This window comes from Streptococcus cristatus, from assembly GCF_003943815.1.
Taxonomy (GTDB): domain Bacteria; phylum Bacillota; class Bacilli; order Lactobacillales; family Streptococcaceae; genus Streptococcus; species Streptococcus cristatus_F.
Genome location: NZ_RJNA01000006.1, coordinates 1 through 14,358, shown reverse-complemented (window position 1 = coordinate 14,358; position 14,358 = coordinate 1). Strand labels below are relative to the sequence as shown.

Below are 14,358 nucleotides of genomic sequence, written 5' to 3'. Positions count from 1 at the left end.
GCAGGTGACAGGTTTCTGCGACAGATTTGAGGAAATGACAGTGAAATTAATTTTTATGGGAACGCCTGACTTTTCAGCAACGGTCTTAAAAGGCCTGCTGGAAAGCGAACAATATGAGATTTTAGCGGTAGTTACTCAGCCAGACCGAGCGGTGGGCCGCAAGAAGGAAATCCGTATGACACCGGTTAAGGAAGTAGCTTTAGCCAACGACTTGCCAGTTTACCAACCAGAAAAGTTAGCTAAAAGCGCTGAGTTGGAAGAGATGATGAACTTGGGCGCTGATGGTATTGTGACAGCAGCCTTTGGTCAATTTTTGCCTAGCCGTTTGCTGGACAGCGTTAACTTCGCAGTGAATGTCCACGCCTCTCTCTTGCCTAAATACCGTGGCGGAGCACCTATTCATTATGCCTTGATAAATGGTGATCAAGAAGCGGGTGTGACCATTATGGAGATGGTCAAGGAGATGGACGCTGGTGATATGATTGCTAGTCGAGCGACAGCTATTGAAGAGTCTGATAATGTCGGAACTCTCTTTGAAAAATTAGCTGTGATTGGTCGCGACCTTCTTTTAGAAGTCTTGCCAGCCTATGTGGCGGGAGAGATTCAAGCTCAGCCTCAAGATCCAGAGCTGGTGACTTTTTCACCGAATATCAGCCCAGAACAAGAGCGGATTGATTGGACAAAGACTAGTAGCCAGATTTTTAATCAGGTTCGGGGCATGAATCCTTGGCCAGTGGCCCATACCCTGCTAGCTGGCCAGCGCTTCAAGATTTACGAAGTTAGCCAAGTAGAAGGCAGCGGTCGTCCGGGTGAAATCCTGACGATCAGCAAGAAAGAATTAGTCGTCGCAGCGGGGGAGGGAGCTCTTTCACTAAAGACGGTGCAGCCATTCGGCAAGCCTAAGATGGACATCAAGGACTTTCTCAATGGTCTGGGTCGGAACTTAGCAGTAGGTGATGAATTTGGAAAGTAAGCAAAAAAGAGCCCGAGAGCTTGCTCTGGAAATTCTAGAAGAAGTCTTTGAAGAGGGAGCTTATTCCAATATTGCCCTCAACAAGGCTCTGAAACAGAGTGCCCTCAGCTCAGCTGATAAAAGCTTGGTTACGGAGTTGGTCTATGGAACGGTCGCTCGCAAAATCACTCTGGAATGGCAACTGGCTCATTGGGTGGAAGACAGGGATAAACTAGATAACTGGCTTTATATTCTGCTTGAGCTCAGCCTCTATCAAATGCTCTATCTGGATAAAATCCCTCAGCATGCTGTTGTCAATGAAGCTGTTGAGATTGCAAAAGGCCGTAAGCGTGGCAGTGAAAAATATGTCAATGCAATCCTGAGGAAGATCGAGCGGGACGGTGCAGCCGATCCGACTACTATCAACCGCAAAAATAAGCGCTACTCAGTCCAGTATTCTCTGCCGGTCTGGCTTGTCAAGGTGTTGATTGACGAATACGGGGAAGAGCGTGCGGAAGCTATCTGTGCTAGTCTCTTTGAGCGCAACAAGGCCAGCATTCGAGTGACGGATTTGGCCCGAAAGGAAGAAATTAAAGCCGTTTTGGATGCGGACGATTCGCTCTTAGCCCCTTCAGCCTTGGTCAAGAAGCAAGGCCATTTTGCTGGTCATGAGTTCTTTGAAAAAGGCTTGATTACTATTCAAGACGATTCTAGTCAGCTGGTTGCTCCAACCTTGCAGATTGAGGGCCATGAGCAGATTCTGGATGCCTGCAGTGCGCCAGGTGGGAAGGCTGTGCACATGTCCTCTTATCTGACGAGTGGTCAGATTACAGCCTTGGATCTTTACGACCATAAGCTGAACTTGATTCGTCAAAATGCAGAACGGCTAGGCTTAGCAGATAAAATCACCACTAAAAAACTGGATGCGACCAAGGTGTTTGAGACTTTTGGACCTAATGCTTTTGATAAGATTTTAGTAGACGCTCCTTGCTCTGGCATTGGCTTAATTCGCCGCAAACCAGACATTAAATATAATAAGGAAAACGCTGATTTTGAAAATTTACAAAAAATTCAGCTGGATATATTAGACAGCGTTTGTCAAAGTCTACGTAAAGGTGGTATAATAACTTATAGTACTTGCACGATTGTGTCTACAGAGAATTTTGAAGTAGTTAAGAAATTTCTAGAAAGACATCCAAATTTTGAGCAAGTTAGACTAGAACATGAAAGAGAAGATATCGTGAAAGACGGCTGTATCTTGATTACGCCGGAATTATACGGAAGCGATGGATTTTTTATCAGTCAATTTAGGAAGATATCAGACTAAGAGGAGGAAACTGACAGTATGGAAATTTCAATATTAACAGATGTTGGTCAAAAGCGGACAAATAATCAGGATTATGCCAATCTTTTTGTAAATCGGGCTGGCAAGACTATGATTATCTTGGCTGATGGTATGGGTGGTCACAGAGCTGGTAACATTGCCAGTGAAATGGCAGTAACAGACCTGGGTGCCGCATGGGTTGATACTCAGATTGACTCAGTGAACCAAGTCCGTGAATGGTTTGCAGAGCATTTGGAACAAGAAAATCAGCGGATCCACCAATTTGGTCAGGACGAAGAATACAAGGGCATGGGCACGACGCTAGAAGCCTTGGCTATTATTGATAATCAAGCTATCTATGCTCATATTGGTGATTCTCGCATTGGCTTGATTCGCGGTGAGGAATATAGCCAATTAACTAGTGACCATTCACTTGTTAATGCTTTGCTCAAGGCTGGACAGATTACACAAGAAGAGGCGGAACGCCATCCGCAGAAAAATATTATCACTCAGTCTATCGGTCAAAAAGACGAAGTGCAGCCTGACTACGGCATGATCACGTTAGAAGATGGTGATTACCTTCTGCTCAACAGTGACGGTCTGACCAATATGATTTCAGACAGCGAAATTTATGATATTGTCACTAGCGATATCAGCCTATCTGAAAAAACTGAAACCTTAATTCGCTTTGCCAACAATGCTGGAGGGCTGGATAATATCACAGTTGCTCTGGTTCGTTTTGACAAGGAGGAACAGGAATGATTCAAATCGGCAAGATCTTTGCCGGGCGATATAAAATCATCAAACAGATTGGCCGTGGAGGCATGGCAGATGTCTATCTGGCGCGAGATCTGATACTTGATGGTGAGGAGGTTGCTGTAAAGGTTCTTAGAACCAATTATCAGACAGATCCTATTGCAGTTGCCCGCTTCCAAAGAGAAGCCAAAGCAATGGCGGACTTGGATCATCCTTACATTGTCCGGATTTCCGATATTGGAGAAGAAGATGGTCAGCAATATCTGGCCATGGAATATGTGTCTGGGCTTGACCTTAAGCGCTATATCAAAGAAAATTCTCCACTTTCAAACGAAGAAGCAGTTAGAATCATGGGGCAAATCCTACTGGCTATGCGCCTAGCGCATACACGTGGGATTGTCCACCGTGATCTAAAACCACAAAATGTCCTCTTGACACCAGATGGCGATGCTAAGGTAACAGACTTTGGGATTGCCGTGGCTTTCGCTGAGACCAGTCTGACCCAGACCAATTCGATGCTGGGGTCGGTGCATTATCTTTCGCCAGAGCAGGCACGGGGTTCCAAAGCCACTGTTCAGAGCGATATTTATGCCATGGGGATTATTTTCTACGAGATGCTGACAGGGCATATCCCTTATGACGGAGATAGTGCTGTGACGATTGCTTTGCAGCATTTCCAAAAGCCCCTGCCTTCAATCATCGCAGAAAATCCGAATGTACCTCAGGCCTTGGAAAATGTGGTCATTAAGGCAACAGCTAAAAAGCTGAGCGATCGCTATCAATCCGTTGCAGAGATGTATGTTGATTTGTCCAGTAGCTTATCTTATGACCGTCGAAATGAAAAGAAACTGGTCTTTGATGATGGGGCCAAGGCAGATACTAAAACTTTGCCAAAAGTTCCTCCAGTTCCTCAGTCAGCTCCAAGTCCTGTCGCAGAAGCAGTGGCTCCTAAAGTTGCGGCTGATGTGAAGAGAGAGGCCCCTGTTTTAAAAGCTCCAGTCAAAAAGCCGAAAAAACGTCATTTAAGAGCTAGATACAAAGTTCTGTTCTTAGCTATTCTCTTAGTTTTTGCGGCCTTCTTCTTTCTGATCTACAAGAGTCCTGCCAATACTACGGTTCCAGATGTAGCAGGACAAACAGTAGCAGAAGCTCGTTCGACCATCACTGCTAAGGGTCTTGAGGTAGGAGAAATCAAGGAGGACTACAGTGATAAAGTGGCGGAAGGTAAGATCATCAAGACAGATCCACCAGCTAATAGTCAACGCCGTGAAAACAGTAAAGTGGATTTGATTGTCTCCAAAGGAGCAAAAACCTTTACAGTAGAAAATTACGTTGGTAAGAAGTCCTCAGAGGCGATTGAAGATCTGAAAAGCACTTACAATATTCCTGAGAAGCTGATCAAGATCGTAGAAGAAGAAAGTTCTGATGCTGAAGAAGGAGTGGTCATCAGTCAAACCCCAGCTGCAGGCTCTTCTTATGATGTGACGTCCAATAAACAGATTACTCTGACAGTTGCTAAAACAGTGACTACTGTTCCAATGCCGGACTTTGGTCATCTCCAAGTTTCGTATGCCTATGCACGGTCCTATCTGATGGAGATGGGAATCGCTTCGTCTCGTATTGAGCGAGTGATTGATCGCTCCGTGGAGTCCAGTCAAGCTGATTTGGTGACATCCCAGTCTCCAGCAGCTGGTCAAGGTATTAAATTGAAATCAAATACCAAGATTACTTTCTACGTGACAGACGGTACGGTAACAAGTTCTTCTAGTACAAGCGAACGTTCATCGTCGTCATCGCCTTCCAGCAGCACTACGAGTGAGAGTGAAAGTCACTCTAGCTCTTCTAGCAGCTCTACAACAGCATCGACGGACCATCAATAAGGCGTCTAGCTACAGTTATCCTATCTGATCTATTTTAGGTTTTGTAGAGAAATAGAAGTATATCCCTTGATTTTCAAGGCAGACTATGCTATAATCGTTTTAGTGAATATAAAAGAGAGGCGAGGAAGTATCTTCGCCTCTTGTCTGTGAGGAGGTGCAGTCTTATCGCAACGATTGTTGAATTAGTAAGAGAAGTCATTGAGCCAGCCATACAAGAACCCTATGAATTAGTAGATATTGAATACGGCAAGATGGGCGGTGACTATGTTCTCAGTGTTTTTGTAGACAAGCCCGAGGGGATTACGGTCAATGATACAGCAGATTTGACTGATATTATCAGTCCTCTGTTGGACTCTATCAAGCCCGATCCTTTTCCTGACCAGTATTTTCTGGAAGTGACTAGCCCAGGCTTGGAGCGTCCGCTGAAGACCAAGGAAGCTGTGGCAGCTGCAGTTGGAAGCTATATCCATGTCAGTCTTTATAAGGCACTGGATAAAAATAAGGTTTTCGAAGGAACGTTACTTGGATTTGAAGACGATGTCTTGCTCATGGAATATATGGATAAAACACGCAAAAAAGAAGTTGAAATTCCATATAATCTAGTGTCAAAAGCAAGACTGGCCGTTAAATTTTAGTAACAGATCGCAATAATATAATGAAGAAAGGAATACTTTTGCTTCGGCAAAAGTTACATGAAGATGAGTAAAGAAATGCTAGAGGCCTTCCGTATTTTGGAAGAGGACAAAGGTATTAAAAAAGAAGATATTATCGAAGCAGTGACAGAATCCCTTCGCTCTGCTTATCGTCGTCGCTACGGTCAGGCAGACAGCGCAGCCATTGAGTTTAATGAAAAAACAGGTGATTTCCATGTCTATACTGTCCGTGAAGTCGTGGACGAGGTCTTTGACAGCCGCTTGGAAATCAGCCTCAAGGATGCCTTGGCTATCAGCTCTGCCTATGAGCTAGGAGACAAGATCAAGTTTGAAGAAGCGCCAGCTGAATTTGGCCGAGTAGCAGCTCAATCTGCCAAGCAGACCATCATGGAAAAGATGCGTAAGCAAACCCGTGCCATCACTTACAATACCTACAAAGAACATGAAAATGAAATTATGTCAGGAACTGTGGAGCGCTTTGATAATCGCTTTATCTATGTCAATCTGGGCACTATTGAAGCACAATTATCTAAACAAGACCAGATTCCTGGTGAGGTCTTTGCCTCTCATGACCGCATCGAGGTTTTTGTCTACAAGGTAGAAGACAATCCGCGTGGTGTCAATGTCTTCGTTAGCCGTAGCCATCCAGAGATGATCAAGCGCTTGATGGAGCAGGAAATTCCTGAGGTTTACGACGGAACTGTTGAAATCATGAGCGTATCTCGTGAAGCGGGCGATCGGACCAAGGTAGCGGTTCGCAGCCACAATCCAAACGTGGATGCGATCGGAACCATCGTCGGACGTGGTGGTGCCAATATCAAGAAGATTACCAGCAAATTCCACCCAGCCAAATATGATGCCAAAAGTGGGCGTATGATTCCGACTGAAGAGAATATCGATGTCATCGAATGGGTTGCCGATCCAGCCGAGTATATCTATAATGCTATTGCTCCAGCTGAGGTCGATCAAGTTATCTTCCATGCAGAAGACAACAAGCGAGCTTTGGTTGTTGTGCCAGATAATAAGCTTTCTCTAGCTATTGGCCGTCGTGGTCAAAACGTTCGCTTGGCAGCTCATTTGACTGGTTTCAGAATTGATATCAAGTCAGCTAGCGAATTTGAAGCAATGGAAGCAGCCAACGAGCTTGGTGGATTTGGCCAAGATTACGTACCAACCGAAGTAGATGCTGCTTCAGCAGAATTTGAAGCGGAAGAGCTGAATGATACAGAAGTGGCAACTGAAATCGAACTCGAAGAAAGTGAAGCAGTAGTCGCAGAATAAGGGAGGCAGATATGGCAAAAACAAGAAAAATCCCTTTAAGAAAATCAGTTGTGTCAAATGAAGTGATTGACAAGCGTGATTTGTTGCGCATCGTCAAGAATAAAGAAGGTCAGGTCTTCATTGATCCGACAGGCAAGGCCAATGGGCGAGGTGCTTATATCAAGCTAGATAATGAAGAAGCTCAGCAGGCCAAGAAAAAACGGGTCTTTAATCGTAGTTTCAGTATGGAAGTAGAAGAAAGTTTCTACGACGAGCTGATTGCCTATGTCGATCACAAGGTCAAGAGAAGAGAGTTGGGTCTTGAATAAAGAAAAACTAGCAAACTTGCTGGGTTTGGCCCAGCGAGCTGGCCGCATCATTTCAGGAGAAGAATTGGTCATCAAAGCCATCCAAGAAGGAAAGGCTCATCTGATCTTTCTAGCTGAGGATGCCGGACCAAATCTGATGAAAAAGATTACTGATAAAAGCCATTATTACAAGATAGAAGTGTCAACCGTGTTTTCAACACTGGAATTAAGCACTGCGATTGGCAAGGCTCGTAAAGTAGCCGCCATCACAGATGCTGGTTTTACAAAGAAAATGAGGTCTCTTATGCAATAGAAGAGGAGGACAAGAATTGTCTAGAATTAGATTGTACGAAATCGCAAAAGAATTGGGGAAGGAAAGTAAAGAGGTAGTAGCTCGGGCTAAGGAATTAGGCCTAGAAGTCAAAAGCCATTCTTCCAGTGTAGAAGAAGAAGCAAGCCAGCGCATTAAGGCTAGCTTCGCGACTAAAGAAGTTGCTAAGCCTCTTCCAAAGAAAGAAGCGGCTGTCCAGCCAGCACCAAATAAAGTAGCTGAAAAACCAGCTGCTCCAGTCCAAAAGGAAGTGGCCTCTGCTAGAAAAGAAGAGCCAAAAGTAGCCGACGTACCAGCAGCTGAAGCTCCAGCTAAACCGGCTCCAGCTCGGCCACAAAGTCGAAATTTTAAGGCAGAGCGTGAAGCACGTGCCAAGGAACAAGCAGAGCGACGTAAGCAGCAACAAAATCGGAAACCACAAAATTCTGACCAGAAGGAAAGTAATGAGCGTGATCGTCATGACCGCAAGGCCAACAATGATCGCCAAGATCGTCGCAATGACCGTCGTGATAATCGTAGTCAAGATGGTCGTCGTAATGGTCAGAATCATCAAGGATTCAACGGTCAGAACCGTCAACAGTCACAAGGGCCGAAAATTGACTTTAAGGCTCGGGCAGCAGCTCTGAAAGCAGAGCAAAATGCGGAGTATGCCCGTTCTAGTGAGGAGCGTTTCAAGCAGGCTCAAGCAGCCAAAGAAGCGCAGGAACGCCAGAATAGACGGAAAGAGCCAGTCCAAGCAGAGCCAACAACTGCTGAAGTATTTAAAGCTACTCCGACTGAAACAGTCCAACCGGCTGCTCCTGCACCAGCACAAGCTGCGGTAGATACTCGTCGTAAAAAGCAAGCTCGACCAGATAAGAAGCGCGATGATTTTGATCGCGAAGAAGAAGGTCCAAGAAAACAACAAAAGAATCGAAATAGTCAAAATCAAGTGAGAAATCAAAGAAACAGTAACTGGAATAACAATAAGAAAAATAAAAAAGGAAAAGGTAACCAGAATCAGGTTCCAAAACCTGTTACAGAACGCAAGTTCCATGAGTTGCCAAGCGAATTCGAATACACAGATGGCATGACCGTTGCGGAAATCGCAAAACGGATCAAGCGCGAGCCAGCTGAAATCGTTAAGAAGCTCTTTATGATGGGCGTGATGGCAACGCAAAACCAATCTCTTGACGGTGATACTATTGAGCTCCTCATGGTGGATTACGGTATCGAAGCTAAGAAGAAGGTAGAAGTGGATACAGCTGATATTGAGCGCTTCTTTGTCGAAGAAGGCTACATCAATCCAGATGAATTAGTAGAACGTCCGCCAGTTGTCACTATCATGGGACACGTTGACCATGGTAAAACAACCCTCTTGGATACTCTACGTAACTCTCGCGTTGCGACAGGTGAAGCGGGTGGTATCACTCAGCATATCGGTGCCTACCAGATTGAGGAAAATGGCAAGAAGATTACTTTCTTGGATACACCTGGACACGCGGCCTTTACTTCGATGCGTGCGCGTGGTGCTTCTGTTACCGATATTACCATCTTGGTCGTAGCAGCTGATGACGGTGTTATGCCTCAGACTATTGAAGCGATCAACCACTCTAAAGCGGCTAATGTGCCAATTATTGTGGCCATCAACAAGATCGATAAGCCAGGTGCCAATCCTGAGCGCGTGATTGGTGAATTGGCTGAGCATGGTGTTATGTCAACTGCTTGGGGTGGAGATTCTGAGTTTGTTGAAATCTCAGCTAAGTTCAACCAAAACATCGATGAACTTTTGGAAACAGTTCTACTTGTAGCAGAAATTCAAGAACTCAAGGCAGATCCAACAGTTCGCGCTATCGGTACGGTTATCGAAGCCCGTTTGGATAAAGGAAAAGGTGCAGTTGCAACCCTTCTCGTCCAACAAGGTACGCTGAATGTTCAAGATCCAATCGTTGTCGGAAATACCTTCGGACGTGTCCGTGCTATGACCAATGACTTAGGTCGTCGTGTCAAAGCGGCAGGTCCATCTACGCCAGTTTCTATCACAGGTTTGAATGAAACTCCGATGGCAGGTGATCATTTTGCTGTCTATGAAGATGAAAAAGCTGCGCGTGCAGCTGGTGAAGAACGTGCTAAACGTGCCCTTCTCAAGCAACGTCAAGCTACTCATCGTGTCAGTCTGGAAAATCTCTTTGATACCCTCAAAGCCGGTGAAGTGAAGTCTGTTAACGTCATTATCAAAGCCGATGTACAAGGTTCTGTAGAAGCCTTGGCTGCTTCCTTGCAGAAGATTGAAGTGGAAGGTGTTAAGATCACCATTGTCCACTCAGCGGTTGGTGCTATCAATGAATCCGACGTAACTTTGGCAGAAGCTTCAAATGCCTTTATCATTGGATTTAACGTTCGCCCTACACCACAAGCTCGCCAGCAAGCAGAAGCTGATGATGTAGAAATCCGTCTTCACAGCATTATCTATAAGGTTATCGAAGAAATGGAAGATGCCATGAAAGGAATGCTGGACCCAGAATACCAAGAAAAAATCATCGGGGAAGCCCTTATCCGCGAAACTTTCAAAGTTTCCAAGGTTGGTACTATCGGTGGATTTATGGTTATCAATGGTAAAGTTACCCGTGATTCTAAGGTTCGTGTCATCCGTGATGGCGTCGTAATTTACGACGGTCAGTTGGCTAGCTTGAAACACTTCAAGGATGATGTGAAAGAAGTTACAAACGGCCGCGAAGGTGGTCTCATGATTGACGGCTATAACGATATCCAAGTGGATGATACGATTGAAGCCTACATCATGGAAGAAATTAAGAAATAAGAGAAATACGTCGAAAACTCTCAGTGAAAAGCATATTGGGTGGAAGTCGATACTTCTATCCCAAGCACCTTTTTCGCAAAGAGTTTAGAGCGAATTTCATTTAACTAAAATTAAAATTATAAGCTAGGCCTAGCCTAGCTTATATTGCAGAAGAAAAGATTAGAAAGGAAATCCTATGGCAAATCATTTTCGTACCGACCGTGTAGGAATGGAAATCAAGCGTGAAGTCAATGAGATTTTGCAAAAGAAAGTCCGTGATCCACGTGTCCAAGGTGTGACCATTACCGATGTCCAAATGCTGGGCGATCTGTCTATGGCCAAGGTCTACTATAGCATCATGAGTGACTTGGCTTCAGATAATCAAAAGGCACAGCTGGGCTTGGAAAAGGCAACCGGCACCATTAAGCGTGAACTGGGCCGAAACCTCAAGATGTATAAGATTCCAGATTTGACCTTCGTCAAAGATGAGTCTATTGAGTACGGTAATAAGATTGATCAAATGTTACGCAATTTAGAAAAACATTAATGAAAAGAGTGAGATGGGGCAGTGTTTACGAGCCCTGTCTCATTTTTATTTTTTCAATACTTTTTAAAAGTTTTGAAAAAAGGTGTTGACAAGTGGAGATTATCCTGTTATACTAGTAAAGTACTCAATCGCGGGGATGGCGGAATTGGCAGACGCGCAGGACTAAGGATCCTGTGACCGCTTTAGGTCGTGAGGGTTCAAGTCCCTCTCTCCGCATAGGATTAGCTGACTTCGGTCAGTTTTTTTGTTTTCTCAAAGAAGCTGAAGCTGTCTGAATTCAAAAATTACTTGGGAATTACTTAAAATTTCAGGAAAAACTAGCAATTTTAATGAAAAAGTGATAAAATAAACAATGTAAGTGGTTCATTCCACAAAAAATAAGAGGAGGCCTATTACAAATGGCAATCGTTTCAGCAGAAAAATTTGTCCAAGCAGCTCGTGACAATGGTTATGCAGTTGGTGGATTTAACACAAATAACCTTGAGTGGACTCAAGCTATCTTGCGCGCAGCAGAAGCTAAAAAAGCACCAGTTTTGATCCAAACTTCAATGGGTGCTGCTAAATATATGGGTGGTTACAAAGTTGCTCGCAACTTGATCGCTAACCTTGTTGAATCAATGGGTATCACTGTACCAGTAGCGATCCACCTTGACCACGGTCACTACGAAGATGCACTTGAGTGTATTCAAGTTGGTTATACTTCAGTTATGTTTGACGGTTCACACCTTCCAGTTGAAGAAAACCTTGAAAAAGCTCGTAAAGTTGTAGAATTTGCTCACGCAAATGGTGTATCAGTAGAAGCTGAAGTTGGAACTATTGGTGGTGAAGAAGACGGAATCATCGGTGATGGTGAATTGGCTCCAATCGAAGATGCTAAAGCAATGGTTGCAACTGGTATCGACTTCTTGGCAGCTGGTATCGGTAATATCCACGGTCCATACCCTGCAAACTGGAAAGGTCTTCATCTTGACCACTTGCAAAAATTGACTGAAGCTGTACCAGGATTCCCAATCGTATTGCACGGTGGTTCAGGTATCCCTGATGACCAAATCCAAGCAGCTATCAAACTTGGTGTTGCAAAAGTTAACGTTAACACTGAATGCCAAATCGCATTCGCTAACGCAACTCGTAAATTTGCTCGTGACTACGAAGCAAACGAAGCAGAATACGACAAGAAGAAACTCTTCGACCCACGTAAATTCTTGGCTGACGGTGTAAAAGCTATCCAAGCATCAGTTGAAGAACGTATCGACGTATTCGGTTCAGAAGGTAAAGCATAAGAAGCTTGTAAAAGCTTAATATAACAGGGTTTATCCAATTTGGATAAACCTTTTTTCTTTGTTTTGTCCTTGAATTGTCAAATTAAGGACACAATTTCACCATAAAATACTTCACAAGGAGTTTTCCAGTTGAGATACTTTCGTGGTCTATTATTTAGTTTATCCTCCCACAGCTGATCTCTTCAGTGTTAACCTGAACAAATGATCCATCAGGATTTCGTTGTGTGCGATCTTCTTCAAAAATAATATCGGGTCCTTCGATACCTCGGAAAGTCAGTTTTCCGAGAATCTCTGGAACGTTAAGTCCGTCTGTAATAACGCGATAAGTTTTATCTGCAATTTATAGTTTTTCTCCATAGTTTAATCCAATTTTAGCCATGTAATTTATCCTTTCATTTCTTATTTTTTAAGTACCAATTTTTCAGCAAAGACATTGAGGGCAGGAGCAACAGAATTGCTGCTTTGCGCAACTAGTTCACTTTACTATTCGGAAAAGTGCGAAAGTCCGAAATGCGTGGAAGCCCACAAATACTTGTTTTAAATCTTCACTTCAACCATCAACGGAATTGACTTTTCCTATCAAAACATTTACAATAAAGGTACGAAGTTTATGTGATGTTCTGATGATCAGTCCTCTGGTTGTCAGACGCACTTTTTGTTTAATTGTCAATGATCGTAATGCCGAAAGTTTGGCGTTATTATTTTTAAAACCGATATAACTATCGGCTATATTCACGTTGTATAACCATTAGTTATGTTTGTCAAGAAATTATTTTGAAAAGAGGAAAAATTTTTTAGAGGTTTAAAATGGAATTTTCAGAACGCTTAAAAGACCTTAGGAGACAAGCAGGACTAACTCAAGTAGATGTGGCGGAAAAACTAGGCATTTCGCAACCAGCATACGCTTCATGGGAACGTGGAGTAAAAAAACCAACACAAGAAAATTTAGTGAAGATTGCACAGATTTTGAATGTGTCAGTAGATTATCTAGTTGGAAACTCAGAGGAAAAATCAGATGAGTTAGATAATATTGAGTTGCTTTTCCGTATGAATTCAAAAGGATTGACTGATGAAGAAAAAGAAATATTCAGAAAAGAATTGATTGAGTTTATGGAAGAACGAAAAAAAGCGTTCAGTAAATAATATAAGTGTTAAAAATTGTTATTATTGATTAAAAAATGAGGGTATTTAGTTTGTTTAATAAAAAAAAAGAGAATGATGCTTTTAATTTGTCTAGTAAAAATAAGGAAGTAACAATTTTTGTAGAATTCTTTGTTACGTTTTCATTCATTATGGCATTCCCAATATTAATTAAAGTTGGAATATACTTTTTTGAGCACGGATTTAAAGTTTTGCCTCAAAATATAGGCAAGTCATTATTGAATGTCATCTATTCGAATTTACCGTTTTACGCAACATCATTAAGTATTGTATTTTCTGTATTTTCTTTTATATATGAACAACAAAAAAGCCAAAAAAAATATATAGAGGCTGAAAATAAAGAAAAGCAAAAGGAATTAGAAAATAAGAGAGATAAGTATCGTCCAACTTTCGTAATAACGGATGATAAAAAAGGAGAAGAAAAAATAGTATTATTAATGAGAAATAATGATATTTATCTCGAAGAGATAAGATTTTATTTCAACGAGCATGATAAAACTGAATATACTTACATTGAAAATTTGAAATCAGGAGAAATTGTAGGTGCAAAAAAATCTAATTCATTTTTTATTACTGCAAGAACTCAAATTGGAGAATATGTTATATTTGGATCATTAAATGGTCAAGTAAAAATTCACAAATATTTAAAAGAGGCAGGGAAACCAATAATTCCTCTCCTAGGTGTTTATAGCCAAATAGCTGCTGATGAAAATTGGGGAAGCTATAATACTTTAGGCGATGTTCAGAATAGAGAAATAGACTCGATATTCTTTGATACTACATATGAGTACAGAGGAAAAATGGCCTTTAATTTCTATCAATCAATAGCAAGCAGCCTTGAAACACATTCGGCAGAAAATTTCTTTCAATCAATATTTGAAAACCTCCATGGATCCAATGATTTTGAATTTCTAAGTAAAATTAAAGTCATAAAAATAATTTTAAATAATATTCAAAACGCTATTACTCACTTCAGCTTACATATTAATGAGTTACCTACTGATTATTTAATAAAAATTGAAAAAAGACTTGATGCCTTAGACATAGAATATTTGGATTATTTTCAAAATGAGAATCAAAAAGTTGATCTAGATAATTTCATTTTACACATTGATAAACAATTGTCT

The 14,358-nt window shown here is 42.2% G+C and carries 13 protein-coding genes, 1 tRNA gene and 1 pseudogene; 14 read left to right on the top strand and 1 reads right to left on the bottom strand.

Annotated elements, in window-relative coordinates; translation table 11 throughout:
- Nucleotides 1-34 precede the first annotated feature (34 nt).
- From fmt to D8872_RS04885, 12 genes are all read left to right on the top strand, one after another.
- Nucleotides 35-973, top strand: coding sequence for a methionyl-tRNA formyltransferase (gene fmt, locus D8872_RS04940; RefSeq protein ID WP_125390169.1), 939 nt, complete (start codon nucleotides 35-37; stop codon nucleotides 971-973).
- Nucleotides 963-2,279, top strand: coding sequence for a 16S rRNA (cytosine(967)-C(5))-methyltransferase RsmB (rsmB, locus tag D8872_RS04935; RefSeq protein ID WP_185761391.1), 1,317 nt, complete (start codon nucleotides 963-965; stop codon nucleotides 2,277-2,279). Before fmt ends, rsmB begins: the two co-directional genes overlap by 11 nt.
- Before the next feature lie 18 nt (nucleotides 2,280-2,297).
- Nucleotides 2,298-3,038: a Stp1/IreP family PP2C-type Ser/Thr phosphatase gene (locus D8872_RS04930; RefSeq protein WP_045498827.1), complete on the top strand. Its 741-nt coding sequence runs from the start codon at nucleotides 2,298-2,300 to the stop codon at nucleotides 3,036-3,038.
- Nucleotides 3,035-4,912: a Stk1 family PASTA domain-containing Ser/Thr kinase gene (pknB, locus tag D8872_RS04925; RefSeq protein ID WP_045498830.1), complete on the top strand. Its 1,878-nt coding sequence runs from the start codon at nucleotides 3,035-3,037 to the stop codon at nucleotides 4,910-4,912. Before D8872_RS04930 ends, pknB begins: the two co-directional genes overlap by 4 nt.
- Before the next feature lie 146 nt (nucleotides 4,913-5,058).
- Entirely contained in the window at nucleotides 5,059-5,547 is a 489-nt protein-coding gene (gene rimP, locus D8872_RS04920) for a ribosome maturation factor RimP (protein ID WP_037586333.1), read from the top strand.
- Between the two features lie 63 nt (nucleotides 5,548-5,610).
- Entirely contained in the window at nucleotides 5,611-6,846 is a 1,236-nt protein-coding gene (gene nusA, locus D8872_RS04915; protein ID WP_285875305.1) for a transcription termination factor NusA, read from the top strand.
- 11 nt (nucleotides 6,847-6,857) lie between these two features.
- Complete coding sequence (rnpM, locus tag D8872_RS04910) at nucleotides 6,858-7,154, top strand: RNase P modulator RnpM (RefSeq protein WP_045498837.1); 297 nt, start codon at nucleotides 6,858-6,860, stop codon at nucleotides 7,152-7,154.
- On the top strand, nucleotides 7,147-7,446 hold the full coding sequence (locus D8872_RS04905; protein WP_125390167.1) for a YlxQ-related RNA-binding protein: 300 nt from the start codon (nucleotides 7,147-7,149) through the stop codon (nucleotides 7,444-7,446). Before rnpM ends, D8872_RS04905 begins: the two co-directional genes overlap by 8 nt.
- Nucleotides 7,447-7,462: 16 nt before the next feature.
- On the top strand, nucleotides 7,463-10,264 hold the full coding sequence (gene infB, locus D8872_RS04900; RefSeq protein ID WP_125390166.1) for a translation initiation factor IF-2: 2,802 nt from the start codon (nucleotides 7,463-7,465) through the stop codon (nucleotides 10,262-10,264).
- Between the two features lie 175 nt (nucleotides 10,265-10,439).
- Nucleotides 10,440-10,790: a 30S ribosome-binding factor RbfA gene (rbfA, locus tag D8872_RS04895; protein ID WP_005590924.1), complete on the top strand. Its 351-nt coding sequence runs from the start codon at nucleotides 10,440-10,442 to the stop codon at nucleotides 10,788-10,790.
- Between the two features lie 130 nt (nucleotides 10,791-10,920).
- A tRNA-Leu gene (locus tag D8872_RS04890) sits at nucleotides 10,921-11,006 on the top strand.
- A 182-nt stretch (nucleotides 11,007-11,188) separates the two neighbouring features.
- Nucleotides 11,189-12,070: a class II fructose-bisphosphate aldolase gene (locus D8872_RS04885; protein WP_001019005.1), complete on the top strand. Its 882-nt coding sequence runs from the start codon at nucleotides 11,189-11,191 to the stop codon at nucleotides 12,068-12,070.
- 175 nt (nucleotides 12,071-12,245) lie between these two features.
- Here D8872_RS04885 and D8872_RS04880 read toward each other — a convergent pair.
- Nucleotides 12,246-12,410 (bottom strand): annotated as a pseudogene (locus tag D8872_RS04880) (conjugal transfer protein); the annotation flags it as partial.
- Nucleotides 12,411-12,877: 467 nt separating this feature from the next.
- On the opposite strand from D8872_RS04880, the gene relB reads away from it, so the two are divergent.
- Entirely contained in the window at nucleotides 12,878-13,213 is a 336-nt protein-coding gene (gene relB / locus D8872_RS04875) for a type II toxin-antitoxin system RelB family anti-toxin (RefSeq protein WP_125390165.1), read from the top strand.
- Between the two features lie 50 nt (nucleotides 13,214-13,263).
- Nucleotides 13,264-14,358 (top strand): hypothetical protein (locus D8872_RS04870; RefSeq protein WP_142999573.1); only part of this gene is annotated, 1,095 nt, incomplete at its 3' end.

Bases quoted from the DNA above. Each gene is read 5' to 3' on its own strand.
- relB (WP_125390165.1), top strand. From the start codon at position 12,878: ATGGAATTTTCAGAACGCTTAAAAGACCTTAGGAGACAAGCAGGACTA.
- rbfA (WP_005590924.1), top strand. From the start codon at position 10,440: ATGGCAAATCATTTTCGTACCGACCGTGTAGGAATGGAAATCAAGCGT.
- pknB (WP_045498830.1), top strand. From the start codon at position 3,035: ATGATTCAAATCGGCAAGATCTTTGCCGGGCGATATAAAATCATCAAA.
- D8872_RS04930 (WP_045498827.1), top strand. From the start codon at position 2,298: ATGGAAATTTCAATATTAACAGATGTTGGTCAAAAGCGGACAAATAAT.
- fmt (WP_125390169.1), top strand. From the start codon at position 35: ATGACAGTGAAATTAATTTTTATGGGAACGCCTGACTTTTCAGCAACG.
- nusA (WP_285875305.1), top strand. From the start codon at position 5,611: ATGAGTAAAGAAATGCTAGAGGCCTTCCGTATTTTGGAAGAGGACAAA.
- D8872_RS04885 (WP_001019005.1), top strand. From the start codon at position 11,189: ATGGCAATCGTTTCAGCAGAAAAATTTGTCCAAGCAGCTCGTGACAAT.
- rnpM (WP_045498837.1), top strand. From the start codon at position 6,858: ATGGCAAAAACAAGAAAAATCCCTTTAAGAAAATCAGTTGTGTCAAAT.